The following is a 25,126-nucleotide window of genomic DNA, read 5'->3' as shown; positions in this document are numbered from 1 at the left end:
TAAATCCTCCTTAGTTTCTGTTATGTTAATTATATCACTATGTTTTTATTTTGCAACTCATATCCTAAATATGCAAGCAAAAAACCTCTGAGATTGTTCTCAAAGGTTATAATCTAGCTAATTGCTGTTCTCAACTGCTGCAGTCACAAAGGCAGTGTAGAGTTCTTCTGGACGGTTTGGACGACTTGAAAGTTCAGGGTGATACTGACACGCTACAAAGAATTTATTTTCAGGAATTTCCACAATTTCGACCAAACGATTGTCTGGAGAAACTCCTGAGAAGACAAAGCCTGCTGCCTCAAACTGCTCACGGAAGACATTGTTAAACTCATAACGGTGACGGTGACGGCGTTGCACCACTTCTTGATTGTGATAAGCAGCCGCAGCCTTAGAGCCACGTTTCAACTTAGACGGATAAAGCCCCAAGCGAAGGGTTCCCCCCATATCTTCAACGTCAATCTGATCACGCATGATATCAATGATAGGGTATTTTGTTTCTGGTGCAAGCTCTGCAGAATTGGCACCTTCGAGTCCTAAAACGTGACGAGCAAACTCGATACAAGTCAACTGCATTCCCAAGCAGACACCCAACATTGGAACATCATTTTCACGCGCATAGCGAATGGCTTGGATTTTACCTTCCGTACCACGTTGACCAAAACCTCCTGGTACGATGATTCCGTCCGCATCAGACAAGAGCTCTGCTACATTCTCTGCTGTCACATCATTAGCATTGATCCAATTGATTTTAACTTCTGCGTCGTTGGCATAACCAGAGTGTTTCAAGGCTTCAACCACAGAAATATAGGCATCTTGCAACTCAACATACTTACCAACAAGGGAAATTTTGACTTGTTTCTTGAGGTTCATGACCTTGTCTACCATAGCTGACCATTCTGTCATATCCGCTGCTGGTGCGTCTAGTTTCAAATGGTCACAGACAATTTGGTCCATACCTTGCGCCTGCAAGTTCAGTGGAATTTGGTAAAGATGTTCAACGTCTAAAGACTCGATAACAGCCTCTGGTGCCACATCACAGAACTGGGCCAGTTTGTTTTTAATTCCTTGACCAGCTGGCTCTTCTGTACGAATAACCAACATATTTGGTTGGATTCCTAATCCACGCAATTCTTTTACAGAGTGTTGAGTTGGTTTGGTCTTCATTTCACCAGCAGCCTTGAGGTAAGGAAGCAAGGTTGTATGGATGTACATAACATTATCCGCACCTACATCTGCCTTCATCTGACGAAGGGCCTCTAGGAATGGCAAGGACTCGATATCCCCAACAGTTCCACCTACCTCTGTGATAATGACATCAGAGTCGGTCGTTAAAGCGGCACGCTTGATTTTTTCTTTCAAAGCATCTGTGATATGAGGAATAACCTGAACAGTTGCCCCAAGGTATTCTCCACGGCGTTCCTTACGAAGAACTTCACTGTAAATTTTACCAGTTGTCACGTTGGAATATTTGTTAAGATTGATATCGATGAAACGTTCATAGTGACCCAAGTCCAAATCTGTCTCAGCTCCATCATCTGTCACAAAGACTTCTCCGTGCTGGTAAGGACTCATAGTTCCCGGATCGATATTGATATAAGGGTCAAACTTTTGAATCGTCACTTTGAGACCACGATTTTTCAAGAGACGGCCTAGACTTGCTGCCACAATCCCTTTCCCAATAGACGATACGACACCACCAGTTACAAAAATATATTTCGTAGACATAGATTCCTCTTTCTAAAATGCTCAAGGTCTTGCTGACTACGAGGGGACATAGAAAACAAGACCCTACTAATAAGAATAATCTGGGACGACTGCACCAGATTCACAACTAAAATACAAGAAGATAACTTCTTGAAAAAACAAAAATAGCTCCCTAAGAACTAGGGAGCCCCGACCTCTAAAAGAGGTGCCCGAACAATATGATACCTAAAAATAGGATAATTGTCAATAGCTAACTTTTATTCCTCGATGTTTTCAGTATCATCATCTGAAAACTCGTCGTCTTCTTCGTTGAGATCCACGTCTTCACCCAAGTCATCAGGAGCAATCTCGTTGATTTCTGCATCGTAAGCTTCCACTTCATTTTTCTCATCATCTGGATTTTCATCATCGTATGAGAGAGCTGGATCTGCTTCGTATGCATCTTCGTCTTCTGGATCATCTGCATTGTAGTCAATGGCATCTGAATCACCATCCATGAAGGCATTGACACGTTTTTTCTTGGCTTTTGGTGCTACTTCATCGTCGTCATTTTCTTCAAGAGCGATGATTTCTTCATCGATTTCGTCCACACCATACCATGAACGAAGACCCCATTTGTTGTCTCCAAGTGAGATGAAGCTACCGTCAAAGTTCAACTCTGTGTAGAACAAAGGCAAAGCTTCACGGATATCGCTGTTTGATGTTCCAAGGTAGTTTTGAATTTCGTTTACAAGATCGCTAAAATGCATCTCATGGTCGCGACCACGAAGTTCCAAGATAGCACGCGCTACCTCAATCATAGATAGTTCACTTTTTTCTTGCCCAGCAAATACTTCTAATTCCAAAGCGTTTCTCCTCATTTATACTACTATCGCCAGAGTAAACAGACTCTGACCTCATTTTATCATTTACTCTTTATTTTACGATAATTTTGCGGAATAGTCAAAGGTTAAGGGAGAGAAAGTAATAGGACTTTTTATTTCTTTGCTACCCAGCCGATGGCATCGTGAGGTGGATTTTCTGTATCAATCCACATGAATTCGATACCGATTTCACCATTTTTAAATTTGGTCAATCGAATGCCGTTGATTTCCAGTTCATTAAGTCGTTGACCTGTCAAGACTTCTCGTTCTTTCAACTGGAAAACACCACGTAAAATCCAATTCCCGAGTATTTCTTGCTTATCGGTAGACTGAATAGCCTTACCAGCTTCTTGATTTATATAGGCGTTAATAACATCACCAGAAGATAAAAAGCGTAGTTTAAAAGTTCTTTCTTCCTTAGATAGAGCTAATTTTTTAGTTCCAGGTTCAAAAGTCCCGAAGCCTGGCCCAAAGAAATCTGGTCTTTCATCGTGAAAGTTTTTCGAGTCAGGCAGAGGAATGTAAATTTCACTAACTGGACGATAAACCAGCTGTTCAATTTCTTTAATGAGTCTTTCATTACCAGTCTCGTGGACAAAGTTTATCAAATCCTTACGAATCGCCTTCATCTGAGCTTTTTCTTCCTTGCTAGTCCACTTTTTCAAGAGGATTTCTTCTAAAGAGAAGGTCACAAAAGCTAGTTCTTCTGAAGCAAGACTATCCTTAAATTTATCCTGAATTTTTAAAATCCGTGGCAGACGATCTTTCTTAGCTAGTTTTGATCCTCCGTTAAAGGCATTGAAGCCAGAGTTTTCTTCCACATTTCCATGTTTGTCTGTAATAACCCAAGACACTGTTTCTAAGATATCGGTTTTATCCTTTTCAGTTGTCAGTAAATGAAGGTTTTCAAAGAGCGAAAAAGGATCTTCAATATAATGGACGTCCCAAGTATCTACCACAATGTCTTTATTGTTAAAAGTCATGTGGAGCTGGCTATCTGCCGCTGTGTATTTGTAGTGGTGTTGTCCATCCGAAAATCGAAAATTGGTTGGATTGTTTTTGGTAGTTGATCCTTCAATGACCAGATTATCAATATCAACTGGCAAATAAGATGTTTCACCGACAAAAATCTTAGGATTTTCTCCCTTCGGTGTCGGCATCAGAACGTGATAAACAGCTTCAACATTGACCGAGTCCGAACTAAATCCCTTGATTTGTGCCTTAGAAGATTCGATTCTCTGATTTCTCAAAGTCGCAATCTTTCGTGCTAATTCTTCATATCGTTGATAATTTTTCTTGTCTGCTGTTTCTTTATCTGCTGAGATATCTGCATGGAATTTAATATCACCCAACAAGTCCGTCCAATCTTGAGAATCCTTCTTAAACTGAGCGATTTTTTGGTCTCCAGAATTAATCCCAAAAGACTTGATACCCACTAGGTATTTATGATTTTCATCCACTACGACAGAAGCATCATAGGAAGTATTGGCAATGTCTTCCCCAACAGCATTAAAAGCCTTCTGGAAGACTGTTTCTTGAAATTTAGAATTAACAATCGGAGCAACATAATTCTCTGTTTGTCCCTCATTTTCGGACTCAGCCTTTTGAGAGAAAGCTTGGCTCAAGCTAGCGAAGTTGGTAATTAAGGTTTTGTATTTTTCTTTTTGTTCAGACTTTAGATGTTCCCACATAAGCACCCTCTTTTCTATTTTCAGTATATCAAAAGAAGATTAGTTTTTCACTAACCCTCTTATATATTCGTTAATTAATACTGTAAAATTCGAAATTTCCTCGTTTTTTAACCAATTTTAAATAATCTTCACCAGACAGAACAGCTAAACCATCATCATAAGCCTTGATCTTTTCAAGAGCCTGGTCATAGCTATCCACAAATTCCTTGACGTAGGACTGACCTTCAAACTGGCCGTTCATCTTGGTGTAGATAATGGCGAATTTTCCTGAGCGGTCAAGTTGAGATTGCCCTTGGCTGTCATTCAAGGCCTTGGCAACATTTTCCGCGATGCGTTTAATCACGGGAACGACTACGCTATTTCCAGCCTGCTTGTATAGCTGACCGTTAGAAACCCCTTCTGGAATTTTAAAGGATTTAGGATATCCTTGAACATTAAAAGTTTCTTTCGGTGTTAGCTTACGAATCTCCCCACTATCTGTCAGAATCAACGGAACATTGTGTCCACCTGTTCCCATGTTTGCTGTTAGGGTTGGGACAACTCCATTTTTATTTTCACGAACATATTGACGACGCCACTGGTAGACCGTGTCTTGACTGGTAACTTCAAATTTTAACTGGTCGTAGAAATTCTGCTTCCCATCACGGTAGTAGTAGATCTCGTCTAGTTGATCACCAAAGTTAATCACATCCTGAAGAGTCGTAGTCAGCTTGATTTCCTCTGGGAATTCAAACAAGTCATAAGCTTCCTTGGTATCAAAACCAACAATGTAGATCCGCTCACGGTTTTGTGGGATATTTCCGTAGTCTTTCCCGTTAAGAACCTTCCACTTGATAAAGTAGTTGTTCTCCGTCAAGGCTTCACGAATAACCTTGAAGGTATTGCCGTGGTCATGACCGACCATGTTCTTGACGTTTTCGATGAAAATAGCGCGAGGTTTGCATCCTTCAATCATGCGAAGCAATTCGAAGAAAAGGTCGCCACGATCATCATCAAAGCCCTTGCGATAACCCGCAATACTAAAGGCCTGACAAGGGAAACCTCCCATAATCACATCCACGCGCTCAGCGGGAATATTCTCTGGCTGAACATCGTGAATATCACGACCATCCAAATAGGTATCTGGATGATTTAACTGATAAGTCTGACGCGCATACTTATCAAATTCATTGGCATACACCACTCTGAACTCGTTGGTCTGTTCAAATCCCAACTCAATTCCCCCAACACCTGAGAAGAAGGCTGCAATGTTGTACTTCTCAGGTCGGTTCGAACTTACAGAATTTGTCATGTAGTAACCTGCTTTCTAAGAAATTTGTTTAACTATACTAGTATATCATTTTTAAATTAATACTGAAATATAAACATTTTCCAAATATATATGATATAATAAATATATAAATTTAAGGAGGTGCATAATGCCAAAACAAGGAGACCAATTCATAGTAGAACTTAAAAAAACTAATATTGACTGGGGCACATACAGGAATACAAATTCTCGTCCTCAGATAACAGGAGAATGTTATATCCCAATTCCAAGTAAAGCTGCACATCAGTATGGAATATTTAATTCTAAACATACTCAAGGAAAAGATGTTTTAGGACAAAATATATTTAATGCTAGATCAACAGATGGATACTTCGTTGGAATAGTAAAATCATCAGGAAATTCTCGGGGTGGAGATCCCTATGCTAAAAATCTTTCTGGTCACAGAAACTTGAGAGCTTTTAACGACTGGTTCAATCAAATGAATGTAACCGTTGGAACTAAAATTAAAGTAGAATGGATTAGTTCCAACGATATTATACTTACGATTCTCTAAATGTAATTACACAAATAAGAACCTCATGATAATAATGAGGTTCTTATTTTTATTCTCTCACTTAAGTAGATTTTGAATCTTTTCATCGACATAACTCTCATACAAATCAAAGTTTTTATTCTCTACTACTCTATCATAATATCTTACTAATTCAAAAGGTACTCCAAAATCACTTAATTTTCGAGCAGTATTAGTAAGAGCATTATACTCTAGCCTTTGTAGAAGAATTTGAATTCCAGCAACATTATCAAAATCTTTTCTATAAACTTGTGAATAATGGAATCTATATAATAAATCAAATACTCCTAAATACTTTACAAGATGATATTTAAATGTAGTATAAATTAATTTAGAGGTTCTACTAATTGCTTTATCTTTACTCAGTTTCTGTTCCTCTACATAGTAATCCACTGTTCCTAAAAATCCATTCTGTAAATAACTTGCTAACTGTATAACAATTAAAGAGAACTGTTTTTTCCCAACTTTCTTTTCCATTAATTGTTTTAAATCAGAATTAGAAACAAATTCAGAACAAATATTAATAACCGTTTGAAATCCTTCCCAATGAATTTCTTTACCTTTAGATGTATTTAAGACTCGCTTTAATTGTTCGATTTTTTGAAACTCTGCTGGGGACATTTTTTTAATTCGATTATAAATAGAGATTTTATCCAAAGGGCCTATCGCTTTATATGAATGAAAAATAAAATTTGGTAATCCCGATTCTTGTTTTGCCTCATTGATTTCATCTTTAAACTTTCTATCATCATCTGTCAAAAATTCATCTAAAGTTACTTCTAAATCAATGTCAGTTTTATTGTGACGATTATCATAATTTTTATGTTCAATTTCTGCCTGTTGCGAATTAATTAGAGTTTCAAATTGTTTTGTTAAATCAATAACATTACCACTATAATGGACATTAAAACGACCTGCTCTCCCAGCAATATTTTTAGCATCAAACTGTTTTAATCTCTTTTTCCCCTTTTTGATAGCAGTAACAATCAAATTTTTGGCAGTCGTATTCACACCTTCAGTAATTGTTGTTGTAGAAAAAAGACATTGTAAATCACCTTTATTGAACAAATTAATTAATTCATTCTGAATATATTTTGGTATCCCTGCATGATGAATTCCGATTCTCTTTTCAAGTGCTCTATATAGAATCCAATCATATCCAAAGGTGTTTCCCACATGATTCAAAAAAATAGAATATAGTTCCTCATCTTCGCTATAATGTTTTTCTGAGATAAGAGAAAGATATTCATCATTTTCCAACAAATGATTTGCTAGTCTTTCTACCTCTGACTTTCTTCCACAATAAATCAAAGTATTATCATCTATTTTTACAATTGTTTGTATTACTTTATCTTGTAATGATGAAGCACCATGATCTAATCTATATTTTATATTTCCAAGTTCAAACTTATTTCGATCAATATGTGTAATATTCTTAGACACAATCTCAACATCATTATATTCAAGTATTTTAAATTTGTTAAATAGAGTAAAATTATTAAATGAGTTTATTTCTGTCTCAAGTTTTTGAAATTGAATATAAGGCCCAGCAAGCAAAATATCTTTACTATTGCGACATACATATTCTAAAGCAAGTCTATAGGCAGTATCCCTTTCATTTTCTTCTGGAGTATCATTATCTATAATGAAATCATTATCTATTTTATATATTTCATCTACGAAAGAAAAATTAAAATATCTAGTGTTATTATCTAAAAATGACAGATATCGTTCAGGAGTGTAAATAAAAATATTTTTTTCGCCAAGTTCTTCCTCGGATATTTCGCTTAGTGTATGTATTTTATATGTAGAGAAAAATTCATCATTTTGCAACTTTAAATAATTTTCTGATAACAAGCTAATAGTAGGAAAAATTAACAATATGTTAGAATATCCCATCTTTTTTATAATTGCATAAACAATAAAAGTTTTACCAAATGAAGTTGGGGCAGAAAGGATATACCTATTATCAAAATGGAATTCAAATAATTCTAGAACTTCTTTTTGATATTTATGTAACATATAATTATTCAAAGTTAAATGTGCTTCATTTAAAAACGAGCTTATGGATAATAAATTCATATCCTCTTGATTTATTTCATTATCTTCTTGATATTTTCTTTCAAGTAGCTCAAAGTATTGTGGTACTCCAGCTTCATTTGCTATATAACGCAAAAAATTTAAATCACTACTTGTAAGTTCGTCTATTTTAACAGCGTCGTAATAGTCACAAGTTGCCTTGACAAAGATACCTCTTCTTTCAGGGTATCGTTTGTATAAATTCAATTCCTTAATTAGATGAGCGGTTCTTTCGTTTCTATCCATTCAATCACTTCTTCCTTTAATTTATTAGAATCATCAACAGGTAAGAGCATTACAAATATACTAACCTTTATTTTAATAGCTAAATTTAACGAATATTTTCCTAACTCCCTATTAATTTTATCTACACTGGATGCAATTGATTTTTCGTAATCGTAGGTTTGCTGTTTTTGATATGCAATAAAAACAGGATACACTAATTCAATATTATTATTTTGTAATTCATCGGTAAGAATAATATCAGGATTATCTTCCCATTTTTTAATTATTCCTTCTAAAATTGGATGCAAATGAGAGATATTATCTTTCTCATTAATAATTGCAAACATATGATTATTCAAATAGTCATCTGAAATAGAATAATTTATCTTGGAAAGTACAGAGTTGATTCCAGATGTAAAACTTTGATAAAATTTTGCTTCTCCAAACCAGAGTTCTAAATTTCCTTTATTATCAATAATATGAAAAGCATCAAACCCTTTTGGTTCAGACTTTTCAAGAGGTGAATAAAAATAACCTCTAGCAATTAGAACATCAGTATGAAAATAATTTCTTAAAAATAAATCTAAAAGTACTTCCCCATAAAATCCGTATTGAAGTTTTGTTTGAGAGAAATCATTTTCATTATATTTTAATTTAGTTTTGATCACCTTTGTTTGTTCCCTATCCAAATTATCATAATCAATCTTAAATTCATTCTCAGCGAATTCAACAATTCCATTATAAATTATCTTTGAAATGTCATTATCATTACCTTTAAAACAATATTCATCCTTTCCAACAGTTGTTAAATTACTCTTATTAATTGAAGTTACTTGTTCTTGTTCGTCAGTAAGTATAATAGGAAAAGTATATTTTACTATTGCACTATTTATTAATTTTCTAAGATTATCTCTCAATATCCCACTCCCGACCCAATAGATTTTGATTTCATTATACCAAAAAAACACGGCTCATCACCGTGTTTCTATGTTTATTTCACGAGTTTCTTCATCTCATCAATACGTGCTACGGTCGCATCGTATTTAGCTTGGTAGTCGGCTTGTTTGTCGCGTTCTTTTTGGACGACTTCTGGCTTGGCATTGGCTACGAAGCGTTTGTTCGAGAGCTTCTTGCCGACCATATCCAGTTCTTTTTGCCATTTAGCCAGTTCCTTATCGAGACGAGCCAGTTCTTCTTCGACATTGAGGAGGTCTGCCAGTGGCAGGTAGATTTCTGCTCCTGTGATGACGCTTGACATAGCGAGTTCAGGTGCAGGGATGGTTGAGGCGATTTCCAAGTATTCTGGATTTGTGAAGCGTTTGATGTAGTTGACATTGCTGTTAAAGAAGGCTTCCAAGTCACTATCGCTTGTCTTAACAAGGATTGTGATTGGTTTGCTTGGTGCTACGTTTACTTCCGCACGCGCATTACGAACAGCACGAATCAAGTCTTTAAGGCTTTCTACACCAGTGTGGGCAGCAATATCTTCAAAAGCTGGATTGACAGTTGGGTATTCTGCTGTGACGATAGAGCCTTCTGAGATTTGTTCGAAGATTTCCTCTGTCACGAATGGCATAATTGGGTGAAGGAGACGAAGGATCTTGTCCAAAGTGTAAAGGAGAACAGAACGTGTGATGACTTTCTCTTCTTCGTTGTCGCTGTATAGGACTTCCTTAGTCAACTCAACGTACCAGTCCGCAAACTCATCCCAGATGAAGTTGTAGAGGATGTGTCCAGCGATACCAAACTCAAACTTGTCAAAGTTGGCAGTAGCTTTTCCGATAGTTTCATTAAGGTTGTGGAGAATCCAACGGTCTGTGACATTTCCAGCTTCCTTGTTGGCAACTTTTTCGACATTGGCAGTTGCTTGCTCAAGGGTCAAACCTTCATTGTTCATGAGGATGTAGCGAGAGATGTTCCAGATCTTGTTAATGAAGTTCCATGAAGCATCCATTTTCTCGTAAGAGAAGCGCACGTCTTGTCCTGGTGCAGAACCGTTTGAAAGGAACCAACGAAGGCTATCTGTTCCGTACTTATCAATAACATCCATTGGATCAATCCCGTTACCAAGAGATTTCGACATCTTGCGTCCTTGCTCATCACGAATGAGACCATGAATCAAGGCATTTTTGAATGGCGACTTGCCAGTAAATTCCAAACCTTGGAAAATCATCCGAGACACCCAGAACGGAATAATATCATAACCAGTCACCAAAGTTGATGTTGGGAAGTAACGTTTGAAGTCTTCTGAATCGACATCAGGCCAGCCCATAGTTGAGAATGGCCAAAGAGCAGAACTGAACCAAGTATCCAAGACGTCTTCGTCCTGAGTCCATCCGTCGCCTTCTGGAGCTTCTTCACTGACGTATATTTCACCCTCAGCATTGTACCAAGCAGGGATTTGGTGACCCCACCAGAGCTGACGAGAGATTACCCAGTCGTGGACATTTTCCATCCATTGGAGGAAGGTATCGTTGAAACGTGGAGGGTAGAACTCTACCTTGTCTTCTGTATCTTGGTTGGCAATAGCATTTTTCGCCAATTGGTCCATCTTAACGAACCATTGAGTAGACAAGCGTGGTTCAACCACGACACCTGTACGTTCTGAGTGACCAACACTGTGGACACGTTTTTCGATTTTGACGAGGGCACCGATTTCTTCCAACTTAGCAACGACTGCCTTACGAGCTTCAAAACGGTCCATGCCTGCAAATTCGAAGGCTAAGTCATTCATAGTACCGTCGTCGTTCATGACGTTGACTTGCGGCAAGTTGTGGCGTTGACCAACCAAGAAGTCGTTTGGATCGTGGGCAGGTGTGATTTTCACGACACCTGTACCAAACTCAGGATCTGCGTGCTCGTCCCCAACGATTGGAATCAATTTATTAGCGATTGGAAGGATGACATTTTTACCAATCAAGTCCTTGTAGCGTGGGTCTTCTGGATTGACCGCAACGGCAACATCCCCAAACATGGTCTCAGGACGAGTTGTCGCTACTTCAAGGGCGCGTGAACCGTCTTCCAGCATATAGTTCATGTGGTAGAAGGCACCTTCGACATCCTTGTGAATCACCTCGATATCAGAAAGGGCAGTGCGAGCCGCTGGGTCCCAGTTGATGATAAATTCACCACGGTAGATCCAACCTTTCTTGTAAAGGTCCACAAAGACCTTACGAACAGCTTTTGACAAACCTTCGTCAAGAGTGAAACGCTCACGAGAGTAGTCTACAGAGAGCCCCATCTTGCCCCATTGTTCCTTGATAGTAGTGGCATATTCGTCTTTCCATTCCCAGACCTTCTCGAGGAATTTTTCACGACCAAGATCATAGCGGGAAATGCCTTCTCCACGCAAGCGCTCTTCAACCTTAGCCTGAGTCGCAATCCCAGCGTGGTCCATCCCTGGAAGCCAAAGCGTGTCAAAACCTTGCATGCGTTTTTGACGGATGATGATATCCTGCAAAGTCGTATCCCAAGCGTGACCAAGGTGAAGTTTCCCAGTTACGTTTGGTGGCGGAATGACGATTGAATAAGGCTTAGCCTTTTGGTCTCCTGAAGGCTTGAAAACATCGGCATCAAGCCATTTTTGGTAACGACCAGCCTCAACCTCGGCTGGATTGTATTTAGGTGAAAGTTCTTTAGACATGTGTTTGTCCTTTCTCTATTGTATTCATTTTATCTTGAATCTGCTTAGCAACCTCTTCTGCAGACAGATTCGTATTATTTATTTTAAGGTAGTGGTGCAACTCATTCGGTTGATGTTGGGAATTTAATTGAAGTGTTTCAGCAGTCTCTAAAATTTCTCTTTCAGATATCTCAATATGCCGTTTCAAGGGCTTGTGCTTTAATCGATTCTCCGTTTGATTTCGACGTAAGCGCTCCTCAAGACTTGTTTCCAATTCAACAAAAAGAATCTCTTGATGATAGTCACCCAACAAATCCTGAATTTGCTTCAAATACATCAGTTGGTACTGATTTGAAAAATCAATTACGTCTGTTAAAATTACTGATCGCTGATTTCTTGCACTTGCTCCAAGGAAAGAAAAAGTAATTCCACGAACAAATTCCCACATCTCCTCTGTATAGCCCTGATAGATTTCTAGTGCAAAATCGATAGCTTGATGATTATAAAATAGGGTAGAATCCGTCAGTCGAGACAGTTCTTGACCAATCGTCATTTTTCCCGAGGCTGGAGCACCAATGATGAAAAGATGCATCAAATTACCTCCCACTCACTCCTCAGCAAGCCATATATCAGACTGTCACAGCGGTTTCCTTGAACATCTTTACGGTCTCGGATACGAGCTTCGAGGGTAAATCCAAGTTTTTCTGCGACTCGTTGACTTTGGAGATTGTAACCAAAGCAAGTCAGCTCAATCTTATGAAGCCCCAGTTCTTTAAATCCTGAGTCAATTAAGGTACGCGCTGCTTCTGGTACATAGCCTCGACCCCAATAGTCTGGATGCAAGGTATAGCCAAGCTCTAGCACATCATCCGCATGGCGATGGTTGAAGTCAACAGAACCAATGACTTTATCGGTTCCTTTGACGGCAATTCCATAGCCAGCTGGGAGATTTTCCTTTTGATTGCGTTCTGGAAGGATATGCTCCAGATAATAGATTTCATCTTCCAAGGTCTTGACGGGCGGAAAGCCTGCTGGGTAAGCAACCTCCGGCAAACTAGCGTAGACATTGATATCCTCAGCATCCGCCACTGTGCGGACTCGCAGTACGAGCCGCTCAGTTTCTAATCGCTCTGGCAACTCAGTTCTTGCCATCCTTCTTCCTCGCTTTCTTTATGAAGCTCCCCATAGGGTCAACACGGTTATCTAAATAGCGATAAACGCGCTGGTGACCGTCCCCCATAAAGTAAGTCGGCGAAAAATGGTCATTTTTAAAATGTCCCTTATCATCCAACAGTTCTGGAGTAGCAAGTCGTTCGATAATCTTGGCAAAGATATGACAAATTCCATCTTCCTCGATAATCCGATCTACCTGACAGTCCAATACGACTGGACAGGCCTCTAAAATCGGAGACTGAGTCTGTTCAGAAATCTCGTAGTCTAGTCCCAGGTGTTTTAATTTCTCTCGATGACTGATAAAACCAGCCTGCTCCATCTCGAGCATGAGATTTTCATCAGGAATATTCACAGTAAACTTCTGGTAATGCTTGATTTGCTCAGCCACATTTTCCTCAGCTCCGACACCAATGACTAGCCAATCTCCCAAGCTATAAGATGAGCTACATGTCGTAATATTGTGTCCAAAATTCTGATCCTGATACCCCAAAATGAAGATAGGAAAACCATAATAGAGTTTACTTGTTTTAAAAGATTGCTTCATAACAACCTCCTTTTACTAAGACGCAAAAGAAAATCCCTGCCATCTACATGACAGGGACGAATGTATTTATCCGCGGTACCACCCAATTTCGGGCAGTTGCCCGCAACTCTCGTCTTTAAAACAAAAAGACACTTTTATTTCATTTTCAGCCATTAGCAACTAGTTTTGACACATTTGTGGACTTCTCAGCACCGCCACTTTCTGTAAAATGTGGGATTCAAAACACCTCTAATGGCTCTATTGTAGCAAGATTTTTTCGGAAATGCAAGGGACAAGAAAGATTACTTGAACTTGATGCCATTTTCTTTCAATTTCTTAATAGTAGCTGGTCCGATTCCTTTTAAGGCAAGGAGTTCTTTTTCAGTCCAGTTTTTGAAATCTGAAGCAGACTTGATACCTTCATCATAGAAAGTTTTGGCACGGTCAAGTGGAAGTCCACCCAAGTTTGCTGCAAAATCTTCTACAGAATTGGCTACTTTTTGAGCTTGCTCTTTGGTAGCTTCTACTGCTTGTTCAACTTTTTTAGAAACAGCCTTACCAGCTTGGCTCGCTGACTGTTCTGCACGTTTCACGACTTTTTTTGTCTCTTCTACAACCTTCGTCACAGTACTTGAAAAAGCACCTGCACGACGGAGGCTATTTCGTAATTGTTTTTTACGATTGAGTTTCTTTGACATGATAAAATCCTTTCAATAAAAAATCCCTGCTCTGACAAGGATTTAATATAAATATTCTATCAAGATTTTGGTGAAAAATCAAGAACCTTTCTCGTTTAATAATTTCGCTCACCAAACAATCCCTCTGGTAAATCATGGAATCCCTTACCTGCCTTGAAGTTTTCAAACTTAGCAAGCAAGAACTGATAAGCATCCAAGCGGCTTTCGTAGCGAATCATAGCATCTTTGGCACGCTCGTCTTGGTCTTCTTCGTAGACTTTTTTGCTTTCCTTGTGCGCCATGTCGTTGATCATAATCTGGGTATTGACCCAAGCTTCAAATTCCTTCATAAATTCTTGTTCGTAACTCATTTTTTCTCCTTATTCTAGTCCACGGAAATAGTCCGTGTCAATCTCTCGGTAGGGCTGGATATCCTGAACATACTCCAGCACTCCTTGGAATTCTCCATCTTCATCATGGACTGCGGCATAGGTGATGTGGACAAACTTGCCTCGCGACTCAGACTTAAACCACATCTCATACTTGTCCTTGGTTCCCTCACGAAGACCCTTCATGATAGTCTTGACCTTGTCCAAGTACTTAGGTGGATGGCAAAGTTCAACATTCCGTCCAACTTGGGACGGTGTCCGTTTGAAAATCATCTCATCAGCTGGCGCATTGTCATTGTAATACTGGAAAATATCGTCTTTATTGACAAAGGTAATCTCCATAGGGAGGTGATTGAGGATGAGATTAGCCTGCTCGACCGAGAGATAGCCATTGCCAAATACCTGTTGACTATGGCGGTCCAGCACTGCTTCCTTTTCCTTGGGGGTAAAGGTAATGGTAAACTGACCTTCTGGCGTATCAATAACTTGCTGGACTTGCCCCTCTGCCGTTTCTAGCTGAATAGGCTCCTCTGCACTCTTTTCCTCAACAAAACTTTGACGTTCTGGCACCCATTTCTCAGACGGCCGAATAATAGCATAGCCATAGGAATCGCTCTCCTCTGCAATCTGAAGCCAATCATCCTGAGTAAAGGACTCAAGGAGAATCATGAGAAGAATGGACTCTTCCTTGAAAATCATACTTTCAAACTCTGTCGCAAAAGCTTCAAAATCTTCTTTTACAGTGGAAATCGGCACTTCTGGTAATGACTTGGCTGTCGCTAGAGCTGTTTGAAAGAGTTCCCTGATCTGATCATCCACTCCCCACATAACTTTTGGAGGTGAATCGTGTCCATAGCGCTCCATGATAGGAAAGAAGAGTTCTTCTTTACGTTGGTAATGGATATCAAATTGCCCCACAAGTCCCATCTGACGCACCAACCCCTTACGCATCTCCGCCAGCATTTCCTCATCTTCCATAGACTCATAGGTATCTAACAGTCTCCGAATGCGAATCAAAGCTGCACGGAGAGCCAGATTTTCTTCCTTGAAAATCCGAACTGGGTGACCTGGGTGCTCAGTATCTGCAACTTCGACATCCTTAACAGCATTTTTAAAAAGATTGGCATGGACATCACAGAGTTCCATGACATCTTCGAAAGTGACGCCCGAGTCCGAGTTCATCAGCTCGTGCTCCATGAGGGAAATCTCTATGGCTGAGACACCCGCAAAGGTCGCATCAAAACGCTCCTGAACCGACTCAGGAGAGGCACCATTGTGCAATTCTAACAAAATATCCCGCAGGACATGAATCCGTTCATCTGCCATTAGTCTAATCCAATCACTTCGTAGCCATTCGCTTCCAGTGTGCGGACAATCTTGTCCATAGGAGTTCCTTCAAGCTTAGCCCCCTGTTTGAGTGATACTTTACGACCAACTGTATTGCGCATCAAGGGATTAGCAAGGGGTTTAAAACCCAGCTCCACTAGGATTTCCAAGACTTCCGGATGCTTGTCCACCACTTCTGCAACGGGAATTGACACATCGATGATATTGTCCATGACGACCTCCATTGTATGTTCTAATACTCAATGAAAATCAAAGAGCAAACTAGGAAGCTAGCCGCAGGTTGCTCAAAACAGTGTTTTGAGGTTGTGGATAGAACTGACGAAGTCAGTAACCATACCTACGGCAAGGTGAAGCTGACGTGGTTTGAAGAGATTTTCGAAGAGTATAAAATGATTTTACTGCTTATATTATACCATAAGGAGAGAGATTAAAAAACTAGCAGTGGAGTTCCTGCTAGTTATCTGCGACTTGAATTACGACCTAAATAAGTTTAAAGAGCCAATCCAATATCTTAAATACTATCTTGTAAAACAATAATTGAACTGCAAAAGAGATGATCATCCAAAAGAATTTCAAAATCCCAATAACCGGTTTGATAAAAATAATAGCAAGAAGACCCAAAAAAAATTTCATTCTCTCTCCTCTGGCTTGATGAGCCACCGAGCCGTATCCATTAGCTTGTCTGCAATAAAGAGTTTCCCAAAACCGACAACGGCATTATCATCTTTCTTTATCGTTTTCATGACTTTTACACCTTGCATGGTCAAAAAGTAATTCCCGTAAGTTTTAGCTAGAGTTTTTATAAGGCCCATTTTACTCTCCTTCGATGATTTCAGCTTCTTTTCTGATTGTTTCAACATCTTCTTGATATTGAACTTCAGTATAATTGACTAGTTTAGACAATTCTTTCTGCAAACTTTCACCCATCGGTTTCATAGTTGCAAAGGTTAAACCACCTGAAATGATACCTCCCAAGATAGGTATGAATTTCCCCATTCCTTTGGCCAACCCTCCCTTGGTCAGATTCACACCAAATATTCTTAAGACTTTTTTCAAAATAGGGTACCAAAGCGTCTTTGTTAAAGCTTTATTAGGTACTGTTTTCATTACCTGTTTGGCAATTGTTATACCACCAGCACGTAGTAAAGCAGCGGTTCCATTCACCCCCAGCATGACTCCTAGATAAAGCAAGAGGGTATTTTGAGCATCTTCACTCAACTCCTCGCGAGAAGCCCAAAGATCCTCATAACCATAAATATAACCTAATTCTTGAGCCAATTTCAGAGAGAAACCATAAAATTGAGCCACATCAGCTGGAATGGTAATTGCCATAGCAATCCCTCCAGGTAATCCTGCCAAAACAGAAGTTCCACTCGCCAATAAAACATTATCCCTAATGCAGGCATTAGCCACTCGATCTATGATTTCTTGAGATAAGAGAGACGTTGGGCCTTGTTCTAATAAAGTAGGAATGTCCTGTGGATCCAATTCTTTGGAAAACTTATCCACTAAAAATTTCGAACGATCAACCTTAACAACAGGTAGTTTCACCACTTGTTGCAATACTTGCATAGCCAACTCTTGTTCAGCCATATAAATACCTCTTTCTCTTGTGTCTTTATTTCATCATATCACACTATCTAAATTTTATAAAGCTTTTTAATATAACTCTGGAAATATTCCGCCAGCATGTTTTATTGCCTTTTCCTCCACCAAAAAAGAGGGTTGCCCCTCTTCTTAGTTCTTATCCAGATTGCGTAGCATTTCGTCAATCTTGTTTCCATACTCGATGGACTCATCTTTGACGAAGGTCAAATCTGGGATTTTGTACAATTTCAAATTGCGACCAAGTTCACGTTTGATGGTACCAGTTGCTTTTTCAAGCCCGATTTGGGCTTTTTGATTATCTGAAGCAAGGTTACTCAAAATGGTGTAGTAAACCTTGGCAACAGACAAGTCACCTAGCATCTGAACATCTGTGATGGTCACGCCTTGGACACGCGGATCACGGACTTTCTTTTGCAAAATCTCATTGACTTCACGCTTGATTTCCATGCCCACACGATCCATACGGAAATGATTTGCCATGATATTCCTTTCTCTACTTTGAACCAAAAGCTAGGCCAGCAGACCTAGCTATTTTTAAATTTATTGATTTTCATTTCAAATTGGAACGAAGTTCAATTTGAAATCATCTGCTTCTTTCGCCGTGGTGAAAGTGATGGAACTGATTTATCAGTCCCATCACAGGGGATTTTTGAGACTCTAGGCTCAAAAATAAGCAATGAAACCATCGGTTTGCTTGCGTCCCTCACCACCTAAGAAAGGAGCAAAAAATCTTATCTCTTGATTTCTTCCATGACGTAGGCCTCAATCACATCATCAGTCTTGATATCATTGTAGCCATCGATCATCAATCCACCTTCACGACCGTTTGTAACTTCCTTAACGTCGTCTTTGTAGTGTTTCAAGCTTGCGAGTTCGCCATCATAGATAACAACACCGTCACGGATAACACGAACTTTAGAGTCACGGGTAACCTTACCGTTGATAACCATGAATCCACCGATAGTTCCCACTTTAGACACCTTGAAGGTTTCACGGATAACTGCTTCACCGATAACTTTTTCTTCAAATTCTGGATCAAGCATCCCTTTCATGGCTTCTTCCATCTCTTCGATAACCTTGTAGATAATGCTGTGGAGACGGATTTCCACATCGTCAGCTTCGGCTTGTTGACGAGCTTGTGGTGTAGGGCGTACGTTGAAACCAACGATAAAGGCATTTGAAGCTTCGGCAAGGGTCACGTCTGATTCGTTGATTGCACCGACCGCTGAGTGGACGATGGTAACTTTAACACCTTCCACATCGATTTTCTGAAGTGAGGCAGAAAGGGCTTCAACAGAACCTTGTACGTCGGCCTTGATGATAACGTTAACTGATTTGAGTTCACCAGCTTTAAGCGTATCAAAGAGGTTTTCAAGGCTGACACGTTGGGTAGCTTGACGTTGTTTCATAAGGGCACGTTTGGCACGTTCTTCACCTGCTGCACGCGCAGATTTTTCATCCTCGTAAACGGCAAAGTGGTCACCCGCCATCGGCGCTTCGTTCAAACCTGTGATTGAAACTGGTGTTGATGGTCCAGCAACCTTAACACGACGACCAAGGTCGTTGGTCATAGCACGGACACGACCGAAGGTATTTCCGACAACGATTGGGTCTTGAACATTCAAGGTACCTTGTTGAACAAGAAGGGTTGCAACCGCACCTTTTCCTTTATCCAAGCGCGCTTCGATAACTGTACCGATAGCACGCACTGTTGGGTCTGCCTTAAGTTCTTGGATTTCAGCCACAAGAAGGACTGTTTCCAACAATTCTTCGATGTTCTGGTTGAATTTAGCTGAGATTTCAACAAATTCAGAATCTCCGCCCCAAGCTGTTGACATAACTCCATGCTCTGCCAATTCACCGATAACACGTTCTGGGTTGGCACCTGGTTTATCAATCTTGTTAATAGCTACGATGATTGGAACGTTGGCTGCTTTTGAGTGGTTAATGGCTTCGATAGTCTGAGGCATAACCCCGTCATCTGCCGCTACGACCAAGATCGTAATATCGGTAACAGAAGCACCGCGCGCACGCATTGAGGTAAAGGCCGCGTGTCCTGGTGTATCAAGGAAGGTAATCTTCTTGCCATTTTCAACGATTTGGTAGGCACCGATATGCTGAGTGATACCACCCGCTTCACCTGTCGCAACACGAGAGTTACGAAGGGTATCTAGAAGGGTTGTTTTACCATGGTCAACGTGTCCCATGATGGTTACAACTGGTGGACGCTCAACCAATTCATCTTCATTAAGATAGCCATCTTCGACAAAGAAACGTTCGATATCGGCATTATCCACTTCAACCTTTTGTTTGGCTTCGATACCATAATCCACCATGAGGAGTTCAATTGTTTCCCCATCCAAGGATTGGTTTTGTGTGGCCATGACACCCATCATGAAAAGTTTCTTAACGATTTCAGCCGGTTCACGTTTGATACGTTTTGCGATTTCCGCAACGGTCATACCATCTGTATATTCAAATTCTGTTGGCAATTCATGGAATTTACGCTCCGTAACAGGTTTTGGAGTCTGATTGCGGTTGTTCTTGTTATTGCCTTTTTTGTTCTTTTTGTTGTTATTCCAGTTACTATTTCTTTGATTTCTCACTTGATTTTGACTACTTCGATTCTTTTGTTGTTTTCTAGGACCATCTTCTTCGTGATCATAATCATCACGTTCTTTGTCTGGTCGAGCTTGTTTTTTACGACGTGTATCCACTGGCGCTTCTTTAGCTACAGGAGCTGGTTCAACCACTGCTTGAACTTGTTGCGCTTGTTCAGCTAACTTAGCCACTTCTTCAAAGATTTCCTCTGGTTCCTTGCGTTTGTTAGCTTGGGCCAAGGCTTCTTTGGCAGCCTGAGTTTGTTTGAAACGTTCCTCGCTTGAACGTGCGTACTCTGCATTTTGTTCTGCTTTTAGGGCTGCTGCACGGGCTTTAAAGTCAATACGTGGAGCCACTTGATTTGGACGTTTGTCCTCTTGTTGACGACGATCGTTTCCACGATTTTGCTGGCCTTGCTGTTTCTTAGCTTGGTCATTAAAGCGACGATTGTCGCGATTGCCTTGACCTTGTTTTCCACCATTACGTCCATCATTTTTCTGACGGTTTCCGTTTTGTTGTTGGTCACGGTTATTGCCCTTATTTTGCTTGCGTCGTTCTGCCTGCTCTTTGGCACGGGCTTCACGTTCAGCCTTGAAATTACGGCTTTGCGGTTTAGTTGCTACTTTTTCTGTCTTCGGAGCAACTGGCTCAGCCGTTTTTGCGTCTTCCTTGGCTACAGCTGGTTTAGCTGGCTCAGATTTTTCGGCTTTCTTTTCTGCACTTGCTTTTGGTGCTGCTGGTTTTGCTTCTGCTTTCGGAGCAGCTGCGGACTTAAAGCTGGCAGCGATTTTTGCAGCGACAGCTTCTTCCACACTTGATGAGTGGCTTTTCACATCCAAGCCCAACTCTTTTGCACGCGCTACAACTTCTTTACTTTCTTTTCCAAGTTCTTTTGCGATTTCGTACAATCTTTTCTTAGACAAATCATGTCCTCCTCTTCTATTCCATAAGAGACCTCATTTTCTTTGTAAATCCAGCATCTGTTACAGCCAAAACCTTTCTCGATTTCCCGACTGCTATGCTTAATTCCAGTGTTGAAAACACGGTTACAATTTCTACTTGATAATAATGACTTTTATCTTGAATCTTCTTGGTCAGATTGGGTCCTGCATCATAGGCTAGAAAGACCAACTTGGCCTTGCCATCTTGAATGGCCTTGACGACCAATTCCTCACCCGATATGATTCGCCCTGCTCGCTGAGCAAGTCCCAAGAGATTGCTTATCTTTTGCTTATTCAAGTCCTAACTCTCTTCTTTTTACTTTATGATCCACATAAGCAATCAACTCGTCATAAAAGCTTTCTTCTACTTCCATGTCAAAGCTACGGTTAAAGACCTTCTTCTTTTTCGCCTCTAGGGCTTCTTTATTGTCTAGCTTGATATAAGCGCCACGGCCATTGGCCTTGCCTGTCGGATCGATAAAGACTTGTCCTTCCTTGTTCTTGACAATGCGGAGCAAATCACGCTTATCAATCACTTCATTGGACACAACAGACTTGCGCAAAGGGATTTTTCTCGTTTTCATCTTTCCCTCCTCTAGCAGCTTTTATTCTTCTACAGTATCGTTTTCTGCTTCCAAATCTACCGAACCAGCTTCTTCCATGGCTTCAAATTCGCTAGCAGACTTGATATCGATACGGTAACCAGTCAAGTGAGCTGCCAAGCGAACGTTTTGCCCACGACGACCGATGGCAAGAGAAAGCTTGTTATCAGGAACAACCACCAAGGCACGTTTGCTGTCGTTTTCGTCAAAGATAACTTGGTCAACTTCAGCAGGAGCGATGGCATTGTAGATAAATTCAGCTGGATCTGCTACCCACTCGATAACGTCTATGTTTTCTTCGATTGGCACCATACGGTCGCTCTTGGCATCGTAACGTGCTGGGTGGAACTTGCTAGTAATCTTCTTGATATTCGCTCCGCCGCGTCCAACGATTGTACCGATAGCGTCTACGTTTGGATTATGGCTACGAACGGCAACCTTAGTACGGTCACCAGCTTCTCGAGCCACGCTCATGATTTCAACAGTTCCATCATAAACTTCTGGAATTTCTTGCTCCATCAAGCGTTTGATCATTTCTGGATGGCTACGGCTAACAAAGACGTTGACACCGCGAGGGTTGTCTTCAACCTTGTAGACATACACTTCGATACGATCATGAGAAGCAAAAACTTCACCAGGAATTTGGTCTTGTTTTGACAATTGGGCTTCGATGCTACCGAGATTGACATAGATAAAGCGGTTGTCAAAGCGTTCTACTGTACCAGACATGATTTCTTGCTCATGTTCTTTGTAAGTATTGTAAGTGATGGCACGTGTTTGCTTGCGCATTTTTTCCATGATGGTTTGTTTGGCAGATTGAGCTGCTACACGACCAAACTCAGCAGGTGCTTCTTCAAACTTGATTTTGTCACCAAGTTCATAGGCTGAATTAATGGCAAGAGCGTCTTTCAAGCTGATTTCCAAACGGCTATCAAATACTTCATCAACAACTTCACGGACAGTATAAACTGTAAAGTCACCTGTTTTTTCGTTAAAGTCAATAGCTACGCTGTCTGATTGACCATAGCGTCTGCGATAAGCGGAACGAAGCGACTCTACTACTGCGTCGATGATATCTTCTTTTTTGATTCCCTTGTCTTCTTCCAAAATGCGGAAGGCCTCTAGCATTTCTTTACTCATGTTTTCTTCACTTTTGAATCCTCAAAAGCTATCCTTTCTTTTTCTATAATTTAACTGCTAAACGTGCTTTTGATACTAAACTGTATGGAATTTGGACCGTTTTCTTACGCGTCTTGTCCATATATTCCATGATCAACTCGTCCTCTTCGAAGGCCAACAAGGTTCCTTCAAAGACCTTTTGCTTATCGATGGCTTGGTAGAGCCCGACATGGATGTATTTCCCAACCGCTCCAGCGACGGCATCCTTGGTTTTTAAAGGACGTTCCAAGCCTGGACTGGTGATTTCTAGGAAATATTGTTCTGGGAAGGGATCTGGCTTGATGGTGTCTAGGACAGGACTGATAATTTCTGTCAAGTCTGCCGTGTCGTTCAAGGTAATTCCTTCAGGTTTATCTACAAAAATACTGAGAATCATGTCACTGCCAATCTTTCCATACTCGATATCCACGAGTTCGAAAGGCGCTTCTATGACAGGTTCTACAACTTCTCTGACTAATTCTACGATTGTTGCGATTGCGTCCACCTCCTCATAAGCAAGAGGCGAAGATATTTCCCCGCCTCTCTTTCTCATATTCTTACTCTTAGTATAGCACATTTGCCAACTTATGTAAAGCAAAAGCACTCATACTGCCTGATTTCAGGCTAATTCTTAAAATTCTGCCTCAACTCGGTAGATAACTTGACCCTTGTTGGAGAATTTTTGCTCGTATTCTGTCATGACATTGCCTTCAAAATCACTGGCATGTAAATCTAGCCAGACACCATTGAGCTTCATGCCATACTGAGAAAAGCTCACTAAACTGTACTCAAACAAGCCACGGTTATCCGTCTTGAAATGAATTTCTCCATTTTCAGGCAAGATACGTTTGAAGGTATCCAAGAAGGTCTTGTAGGTCAAACGACGCTTTTCATGGCGTTTTTTAGGCCAAGGATCTGAAAAGTTCAGATACAAACAATCAATCTCACCGTCTTCAAAGTAGTCAGTCAAGTCAGAACCATCTACCCACAAGAGCTTGATGTTAGGTACTCCAACTTCAAGCACCTTGTCCAAAGCGTAGCTCAAAACAGACTTTTGAATATCAATCCCGATATAGTTGATGTCAGGGTTTTGCTTGGCCATACCTGAAACAAAGGCACCCTTTCCACTTCCAACTTCCACATGAATGGGATTATCATTGCCAAACAAGTCCCGCCATTTTCCCTTGGCTTCCAAGGGATTGAGGACCACATACTGGGGATTTGCCTCTAGTAATTCTGTCGCCCCTTTACGATTTCTAACTCTCATCTTCTCTTTCCATACTTGTCTCGGAAGTGACGCAAGCCATGGATCTCCCGATTGACATTTTCTAAATCTTGGTTCATATAATACTTGGAAATCTGGCTCAAATAAGACAATTGACCGTACCAATACAATTTATTTAATACCGTTTGATTGTACTTGTAACCGTAGTAGGTCAACCATTCCTTCCACTGATGTTCTGGAATATAATGGCAGAGCATATGGGCCACATCAAACATGCGGTCGGTCAAGCGAACCGAATCCCAATCTACCAAATAAATCAAGCCACTATCTGTCTCAATCCAATTACTATGTCGTACATCTCCATGGACAATGGTCGCATAGTCCTCTCTAAATCCTGGAATAGTCTGACGTAAATCAGCCATCACTTCACTGATAAAATGATTTTTACGCAAAGCATCTGGAGCAGTTTCCTGCCAAGACTGTAGTAAATCTACAGGTGTTTCCATGGCATATCCCAACCGACTCAACTGTGTCATCAACGGACGTGAGCGATGAAGACGGGTTAAAATATTGACGATTTGCTTACGATTCATATCATAGGGGGTCAATATTTTGCCTGTCAACCATTCTTGAGCACACATATCACGCCCATCTGCCAAACGGCGACTCCATAATAATTGTGGAGCAATTTGTTCTCTAGCTAGACCAGGTAGGATTGGAGAGGTGTTCATTTTTACAAAGATGCGCTTCCCATCAGGATAGCTACCCATATAAGCCTTGCCACTTTTCCCAGGTATGGGAGTCAGTGTTAGCTCATTATCACCCAAATCCATTTCTTTCCTCCGTATAAAGTTTCC

At 40.4% G+C, this 25,126-nt stretch carries 26 protein-coding genes; 1 reads left to right on the top strand and 25 read right to left on the bottom strand.

Going from position 1 to position 25,126, the window contains the following annotated elements; translation table 11 throughout:
* Positions 1-117: 117 nt before the first annotated feature.
* From QM843_RS04575 to QM843_RS04560, 4 genes are all read right to left on the bottom strand, one after another.
* On the bottom strand, positions 118-1,725 hold the full coding sequence (locus QM843_RS04575) for a CTP synthase (protein ID WP_261060562.1): 1,608 nt from the start codon (positions 1,723-1,725) through the stop codon (positions 118-120).
* A 236-nt stretch (positions 1,726-1,961) separates the two neighbouring features.
* A complete protein-coding gene (gene rpoE, locus QM843_RS04570; RefSeq protein ID WP_000418409.1) occupies positions 1,962-2,549 on the bottom strand; it encodes a DNA-directed RNA polymerase subunit delta in 588 nt (195 codons plus the stop codon).
* A 131-nt stretch (positions 2,550-2,680) separates the two neighbouring features.
* Positions 2,681-4,258, bottom strand: a complete 1,578-nt coding sequence (locus QM843_RS04565) for a hypothetical protein (RefSeq protein WP_414304575.1) — start codon at positions 4,256-4,258, stop codon at positions 2,681-2,683.
* A gap of 70 nt (positions 4,259-4,328) precedes the next feature.
* Positions 4,329-5,549: a DNA cytosine methyltransferase gene (locus QM843_RS04560; protein WP_265494356.1), complete on the bottom strand. Its 1,221-nt coding sequence runs from the start codon at positions 5,547-5,549 to the stop codon at positions 4,329-4,331.
* A gap of 127 nt (positions 5,550-5,676) precedes the next feature.
* On the opposite strand from QM843_RS04560, the gene QM843_RS04555 reads away from it, so the two are divergent.
* A complete protein-coding gene (locus QM843_RS04555; protein WP_261079920.1) occupies positions 5,677-6,081 on the top strand; it encodes a hypothetical protein in 405 nt (134 codons plus the stop codon).
* 57 nt (positions 6,082-6,138) lie between these two features.
* Here the strand turns inward: QM843_RS04555 and QM843_RS04550 are convergent, their stop codons facing one another.
* The 21 genes from QM843_RS04550 to ccrZ all read right to left on the bottom strand — a co-directional run bounded on the left by QM843_RS04550 (position 6,139) and on the right by ccrZ (position 25,102).
* On the bottom strand, positions 6,139-8,424 hold the full coding sequence (locus tag QM843_RS04550) for a helicase-related protein (protein WP_261079922.1): 2,286 nt from the start codon (positions 8,422-8,424) through the stop codon (positions 6,139-6,141).
* The gene (locus tag QM843_RS04545) at positions 8,394-9,320 is read right to left on the bottom strand and encodes a HamA C-terminal domain-containing protein (RefSeq protein WP_261079923.1); all 927 of its coding nucleotides are present in this window, start codon (positions 9,318-9,320) and stop codon (positions 8,394-8,396) included. The genes QM843_RS04550 and QM843_RS04545 overlap by 31 nt, the downstream gene beginning before the upstream one ends.
* A gap of 74 nt (positions 9,321-9,394) precedes the next feature.
* Entirely contained in the window at positions 9,395-12,046 is a 2,652-nt protein-coding gene (locus QM843_RS04540) for a valine--tRNA ligase (protein ID WP_414304574.1), read from the bottom strand.
* Positions 12,039-12,617 carry an AAA family ATPase gene (locus QM843_RS04535; RefSeq protein ID WP_414304573.1) on the bottom strand — a complete coding sequence of 193 codons (579 nt, stop codon included), beginning with the start codon at positions 12,615-12,617 and terminating at the stop codon, positions 12,039-12,041. Before QM843_RS04535 ends, QM843_RS04540 begins: the two co-directional genes overlap by 8 nt.
* The gene (locus QM843_RS04530) at positions 12,617-13,177 is read right to left on the bottom strand and encodes a GNAT family N-acetyltransferase (RefSeq protein ID WP_414304572.1); all 561 of its coding nucleotides are present in this window, start codon (positions 13,175-13,177) and stop codon (positions 12,617-12,619) included. The genes QM843_RS04535 and QM843_RS04530 overlap by 1 nt, the downstream gene beginning before the upstream one ends.
* Positions 13,164-13,742, bottom strand: coding sequence for a flavin reductase family protein (locus tag QM843_RS04525; RefSeq protein ID WP_261048010.1), 579 nt, complete (start codon positions 13,740-13,742; stop codon positions 13,164-13,166). Before QM843_RS04525 ends, QM843_RS04530 begins: the two co-directional genes overlap by 14 nt.
* Before the next feature lie 281 nt (positions 13,743-14,023).
* Positions 14,024-14,419, bottom strand: coding sequence for a helix-hairpin-helix domain-containing protein (locus QM843_RS04520; protein WP_000038635.1), 396 nt, complete (start codon positions 14,417-14,419; stop codon positions 14,024-14,026).
* Positions 14,420-14,514: 95 nt separating this feature from the next.
* Positions 14,515-14,769 carry a DUF1912 family protein gene (locus tag QM843_RS04515; RefSeq protein WP_247928054.1) on the bottom strand — a complete coding sequence of 85 codons (255 nt, stop codon included), beginning with the start codon at positions 14,767-14,769 and terminating at the stop codon, positions 14,515-14,517.
* 9 nt (positions 14,770-14,778) lie between these two features.
* Positions 14,779-16,113 (bottom strand): DUF438 domain-containing protein, encoded by a 1,335-nt coding sequence (locus QM843_RS04510; RefSeq protein ID WP_414304571.1) that lies wholly within the window; start codon positions 16,111-16,113, stop codon positions 14,779-14,781.
* Positions 16,113-16,346, bottom strand: coding sequence for a DUF1858 domain-containing protein (locus QM843_RS04505; protein WP_414304570.1), 234 nt, complete (start codon positions 16,344-16,346; stop codon positions 16,113-16,115). The genes QM843_RS04510 and QM843_RS04505 overlap by 1 nt, the downstream gene beginning before the upstream one ends.
* Before the next feature lie 268 nt (positions 16,347-16,614).
* Positions 16,615-16,767 (bottom strand): hypothetical protein, encoded by a 153-nt coding sequence (locus QM843_RS04500; RefSeq protein WP_414304569.1) that lies wholly within the window; start codon positions 16,765-16,767, stop codon positions 16,615-16,617.
* Entirely contained in the window at positions 16,764-16,946 is a 183-nt protein-coding gene (locus QM843_RS04495) for a hypothetical protein (RefSeq protein WP_218493969.1), read from the bottom strand. Before QM843_RS04495 ends, QM843_RS04500 begins: the two co-directional genes overlap by 4 nt.
* Position 16,947: 1 nt before the next feature.
* Complete coding sequence (locus tag QM843_RS04490) at positions 16,948-17,727, bottom strand: hypothetical protein (protein ID WP_218493970.1); 780 nt, start codon at positions 17,725-17,727, stop codon at positions 16,948-16,950.
* 144 nt (positions 17,728-17,871) lie between these two features.
* Entirely contained in the window at positions 17,872-18,222 is a 351-nt protein-coding gene (gene rbfA / locus QM843_RS04485; RefSeq protein WP_020903129.1) for a 30S ribosome-binding factor RbfA, read from the bottom strand.
* A 251-nt stretch (positions 18,223-18,473) separates the two neighbouring features.
* Positions 18,474-21,266: a translation initiation factor IF-2 gene (infB, locus tag QM843_RS04480; protein WP_414304568.1), complete on the bottom strand. Its 2,793-nt coding sequence runs from the start codon at positions 21,264-21,266 to the stop codon at positions 18,474-18,476.
* Between the two features lie 16 nt (positions 21,267-21,282).
* The gene (locus tag QM843_RS04475) at positions 21,283-21,582 is read right to left on the bottom strand and encodes a YlxQ-related RNA-binding protein (protein ID WP_020902199.1); all 300 of its coding nucleotides are present in this window, start codon (positions 21,580-21,582) and stop codon (positions 21,283-21,285) included.
* Positions 21,575-21,868, bottom strand: a complete 294-nt coding sequence (gene rnpM / locus QM843_RS04470) for an RNase P modulator RnpM (protein ID WP_000857567.1) — start codon at positions 21,866-21,868, stop codon at positions 21,575-21,577. Before rnpM ends, QM843_RS04475 begins: the two co-directional genes overlap by 8 nt.
* Positions 21,869-21,889: 21 nt before the next feature.
* On the bottom strand, positions 21,890-23,026 hold the full coding sequence (nusA, locus tag QM843_RS04465) for a transcription termination factor NusA (RefSeq protein ID WP_000032285.1): 1,137 nt from the start codon (positions 23,024-23,026) through the stop codon (positions 21,890-21,892).
* 43 nt (positions 23,027-23,069) lie between these two features.
* Positions 23,070-23,549 carry a ribosome maturation factor RimP gene (gene rimP / locus QM843_RS04460; RefSeq protein ID WP_080977204.1) on the bottom strand — a complete coding sequence of 160 codons (480 nt, stop codon included), beginning with the start codon at positions 23,547-23,549 and terminating at the stop codon, positions 23,070-23,072.
* A gap of 126 nt (positions 23,550-23,675) precedes the next feature.
* Positions 23,676-24,311, bottom strand: a complete 636-nt coding sequence (gene trmB / locus QM843_RS04455) for a tRNA (guanosine(46)-N7)-methyltransferase TrmB (protein ID WP_004261085.1) — start codon at positions 24,309-24,311, stop codon at positions 23,676-23,678.
* Positions 24,308-25,102, bottom strand: coding sequence for a cell cycle regulator CcrZ (gene ccrZ / locus QM843_RS04450; RefSeq protein ID WP_000363005.1), 795 nt, complete (start codon positions 25,100-25,102; stop codon positions 24,308-24,310). The genes trmB and ccrZ overlap by 4 nt, the downstream gene beginning before the upstream one ends.
* Between the last annotated feature and the right edge of the window lie 24 nt (positions 25,103-25,126).

This window comes from Streptococcus mitis (genome assembly GCF_047463435.1).
Classification (GTDB): domain Bacteria; phylum Bacillota; class Bacilli; order Lactobacillales; family Streptococcaceae; genus Streptococcus; species Streptococcus mitis_DS.
This window is presented reverse-complemented; position numbering and strand designations above follow the sequence as displayed.

What these genes read in the sequence shown, in the direction of transcription:
- QM843_RS04575 (WP_261060562.1), bottom strand. Translation starts at nt 1,725, where the DNA reads ATGTCTACGAAATATATTTTTGTAACTGGTGGTGTCGTATCGTCTATT.
- QM843_RS04565 (WP_414304575.1), bottom strand. Translation starts at nt 4,258, where the DNA reads ATGTGGGAACATCTAAAGTCTGAACAAAAAGAAAAATACAAAACCTTA.
- QM843_RS04560 (WP_265494356.1), bottom strand. Translation starts at nt 5,549, where the DNA reads ATGACAAATTCTGTAAGTTCGAACCGACCTGAGAAGTACAACATTGCA.
- QM843_RS04555 (WP_261079920.1), top strand. Translation starts at nt 5,677, where the DNA reads ATGCCAAAACAAGGAGACCAATTCATAGTAGAACTTAAAAAAACTAAT.
- QM843_RS04550 (WP_261079922.1), bottom strand. Translation starts at nt 8,424, where the DNA reads ATGGATAGAAACGAAAGAACCGCTCATCTAATTAAGGAATTGAATTTA.
- QM843_RS04540 (WP_414304574.1), bottom strand. Translation starts at nt 12,046, where the DNA reads ATGTCTAAAGAACTTTCACCTAAATACAATCCAGCCGAGGTTGAGGCT.
- QM843_RS04535 (WP_414304573.1), bottom strand. Translation starts at nt 12,617, where the DNA reads ATGCATCTTTTCATCATTGGTGCTCCAGCCTCGGGAAAAATGACGATT.
- QM843_RS04530 (WP_414304572.1), bottom strand. Translation starts at nt 13,177, where the DNA reads ATGGCAAGAACTGAGTTGCCAGAGCGATTAGAAACTGAGCGGCTCGTA.
- QM843_RS04525 (WP_261048010.1), bottom strand. Translation starts at nt 13,742, where the DNA reads ATGAAGCAATCTTTTAAAACAAGTAAACTCTATTATGGTTTTCCTATC.
- QM843_RS04520 (WP_000038635.1), bottom strand. Translation starts at nt 14,419, where the DNA reads ATGTCAAAGAAACTCAATCGTAAAAAACAATTACGAAATAGCCTCCGT.
- QM843_RS04515 (WP_247928054.1), bottom strand. Translation starts at nt 14,769, where the DNA reads ATGAGTTACGAACAAGAATTTATGAAGGAATTTGAAGCTTGGGTCAAT.
- QM843_RS04510 (WP_414304571.1), bottom strand. Translation starts at nt 16,113, where the DNA reads ATGGCAGATGAACGGATTCATGTCCTGCGGGATATTTTGTTAGAATTG.
- QM843_RS04505 (WP_414304570.1), bottom strand. Translation starts at nt 16,346, where the DNA reads ATGGACAATATCATCGATGTGTCAATTCCCGTTGCAGAAGTGGTGGAC.
- QM843_RS04500 (WP_414304569.1), bottom strand. Translation starts at nt 16,767, where the DNA reads ATGAAATTTTTTTTGGGTCTTCTTGCTATTATTTTTATCAAACCGGTT.
- QM843_RS04495 (WP_218493969.1), bottom strand. Translation starts at nt 16,946, where the DNA reads ATGGGCCTTATAAAAACTCTAGCTAAAACTTACGGGAATTACTTTTTG.
- QM843_RS04490 (WP_218493970.1), bottom strand. Translation starts at nt 17,727, where the DNA reads ATGGCTGAACAAGAGTTGGCTATGCAAGTATTGCAACAAGTGGTGAAA.
- rbfA (WP_020903129.1), bottom strand. Translation starts at nt 18,222, where the DNA reads ATGGCAAATCATTTCCGTATGGATCGTGTGGGCATGGAAATCAAGCGT.
- rnpM (WP_000857567.1), bottom strand. Translation starts at nt 21,868, where the DNA reads ATGAAAACGAGAAAAATCCCTTTGCGCAAGTCTGTTGTGTCCAATGAA.
- nusA (WP_000032285.1), bottom strand. Translation starts at nt 23,026, where the DNA reads ATGAGTAAAGAAATGCTAGAGGCCTTCCGCATTTTGGAAGAAGACAAG.
- trmB (WP_004261085.1), bottom strand. Translation starts at nt 24,311, where the DNA reads ATGAGAGTTAGAAATCGTAAAGGGGCGACAGAATTACTAGAGGCAAAT.
- ccrZ (WP_000363005.1), bottom strand. Translation starts at nt 25,102, where the DNA reads ATGGATTTGGGTGATAATGAGCTAACACTGACTCCCATACCTGGGAAA.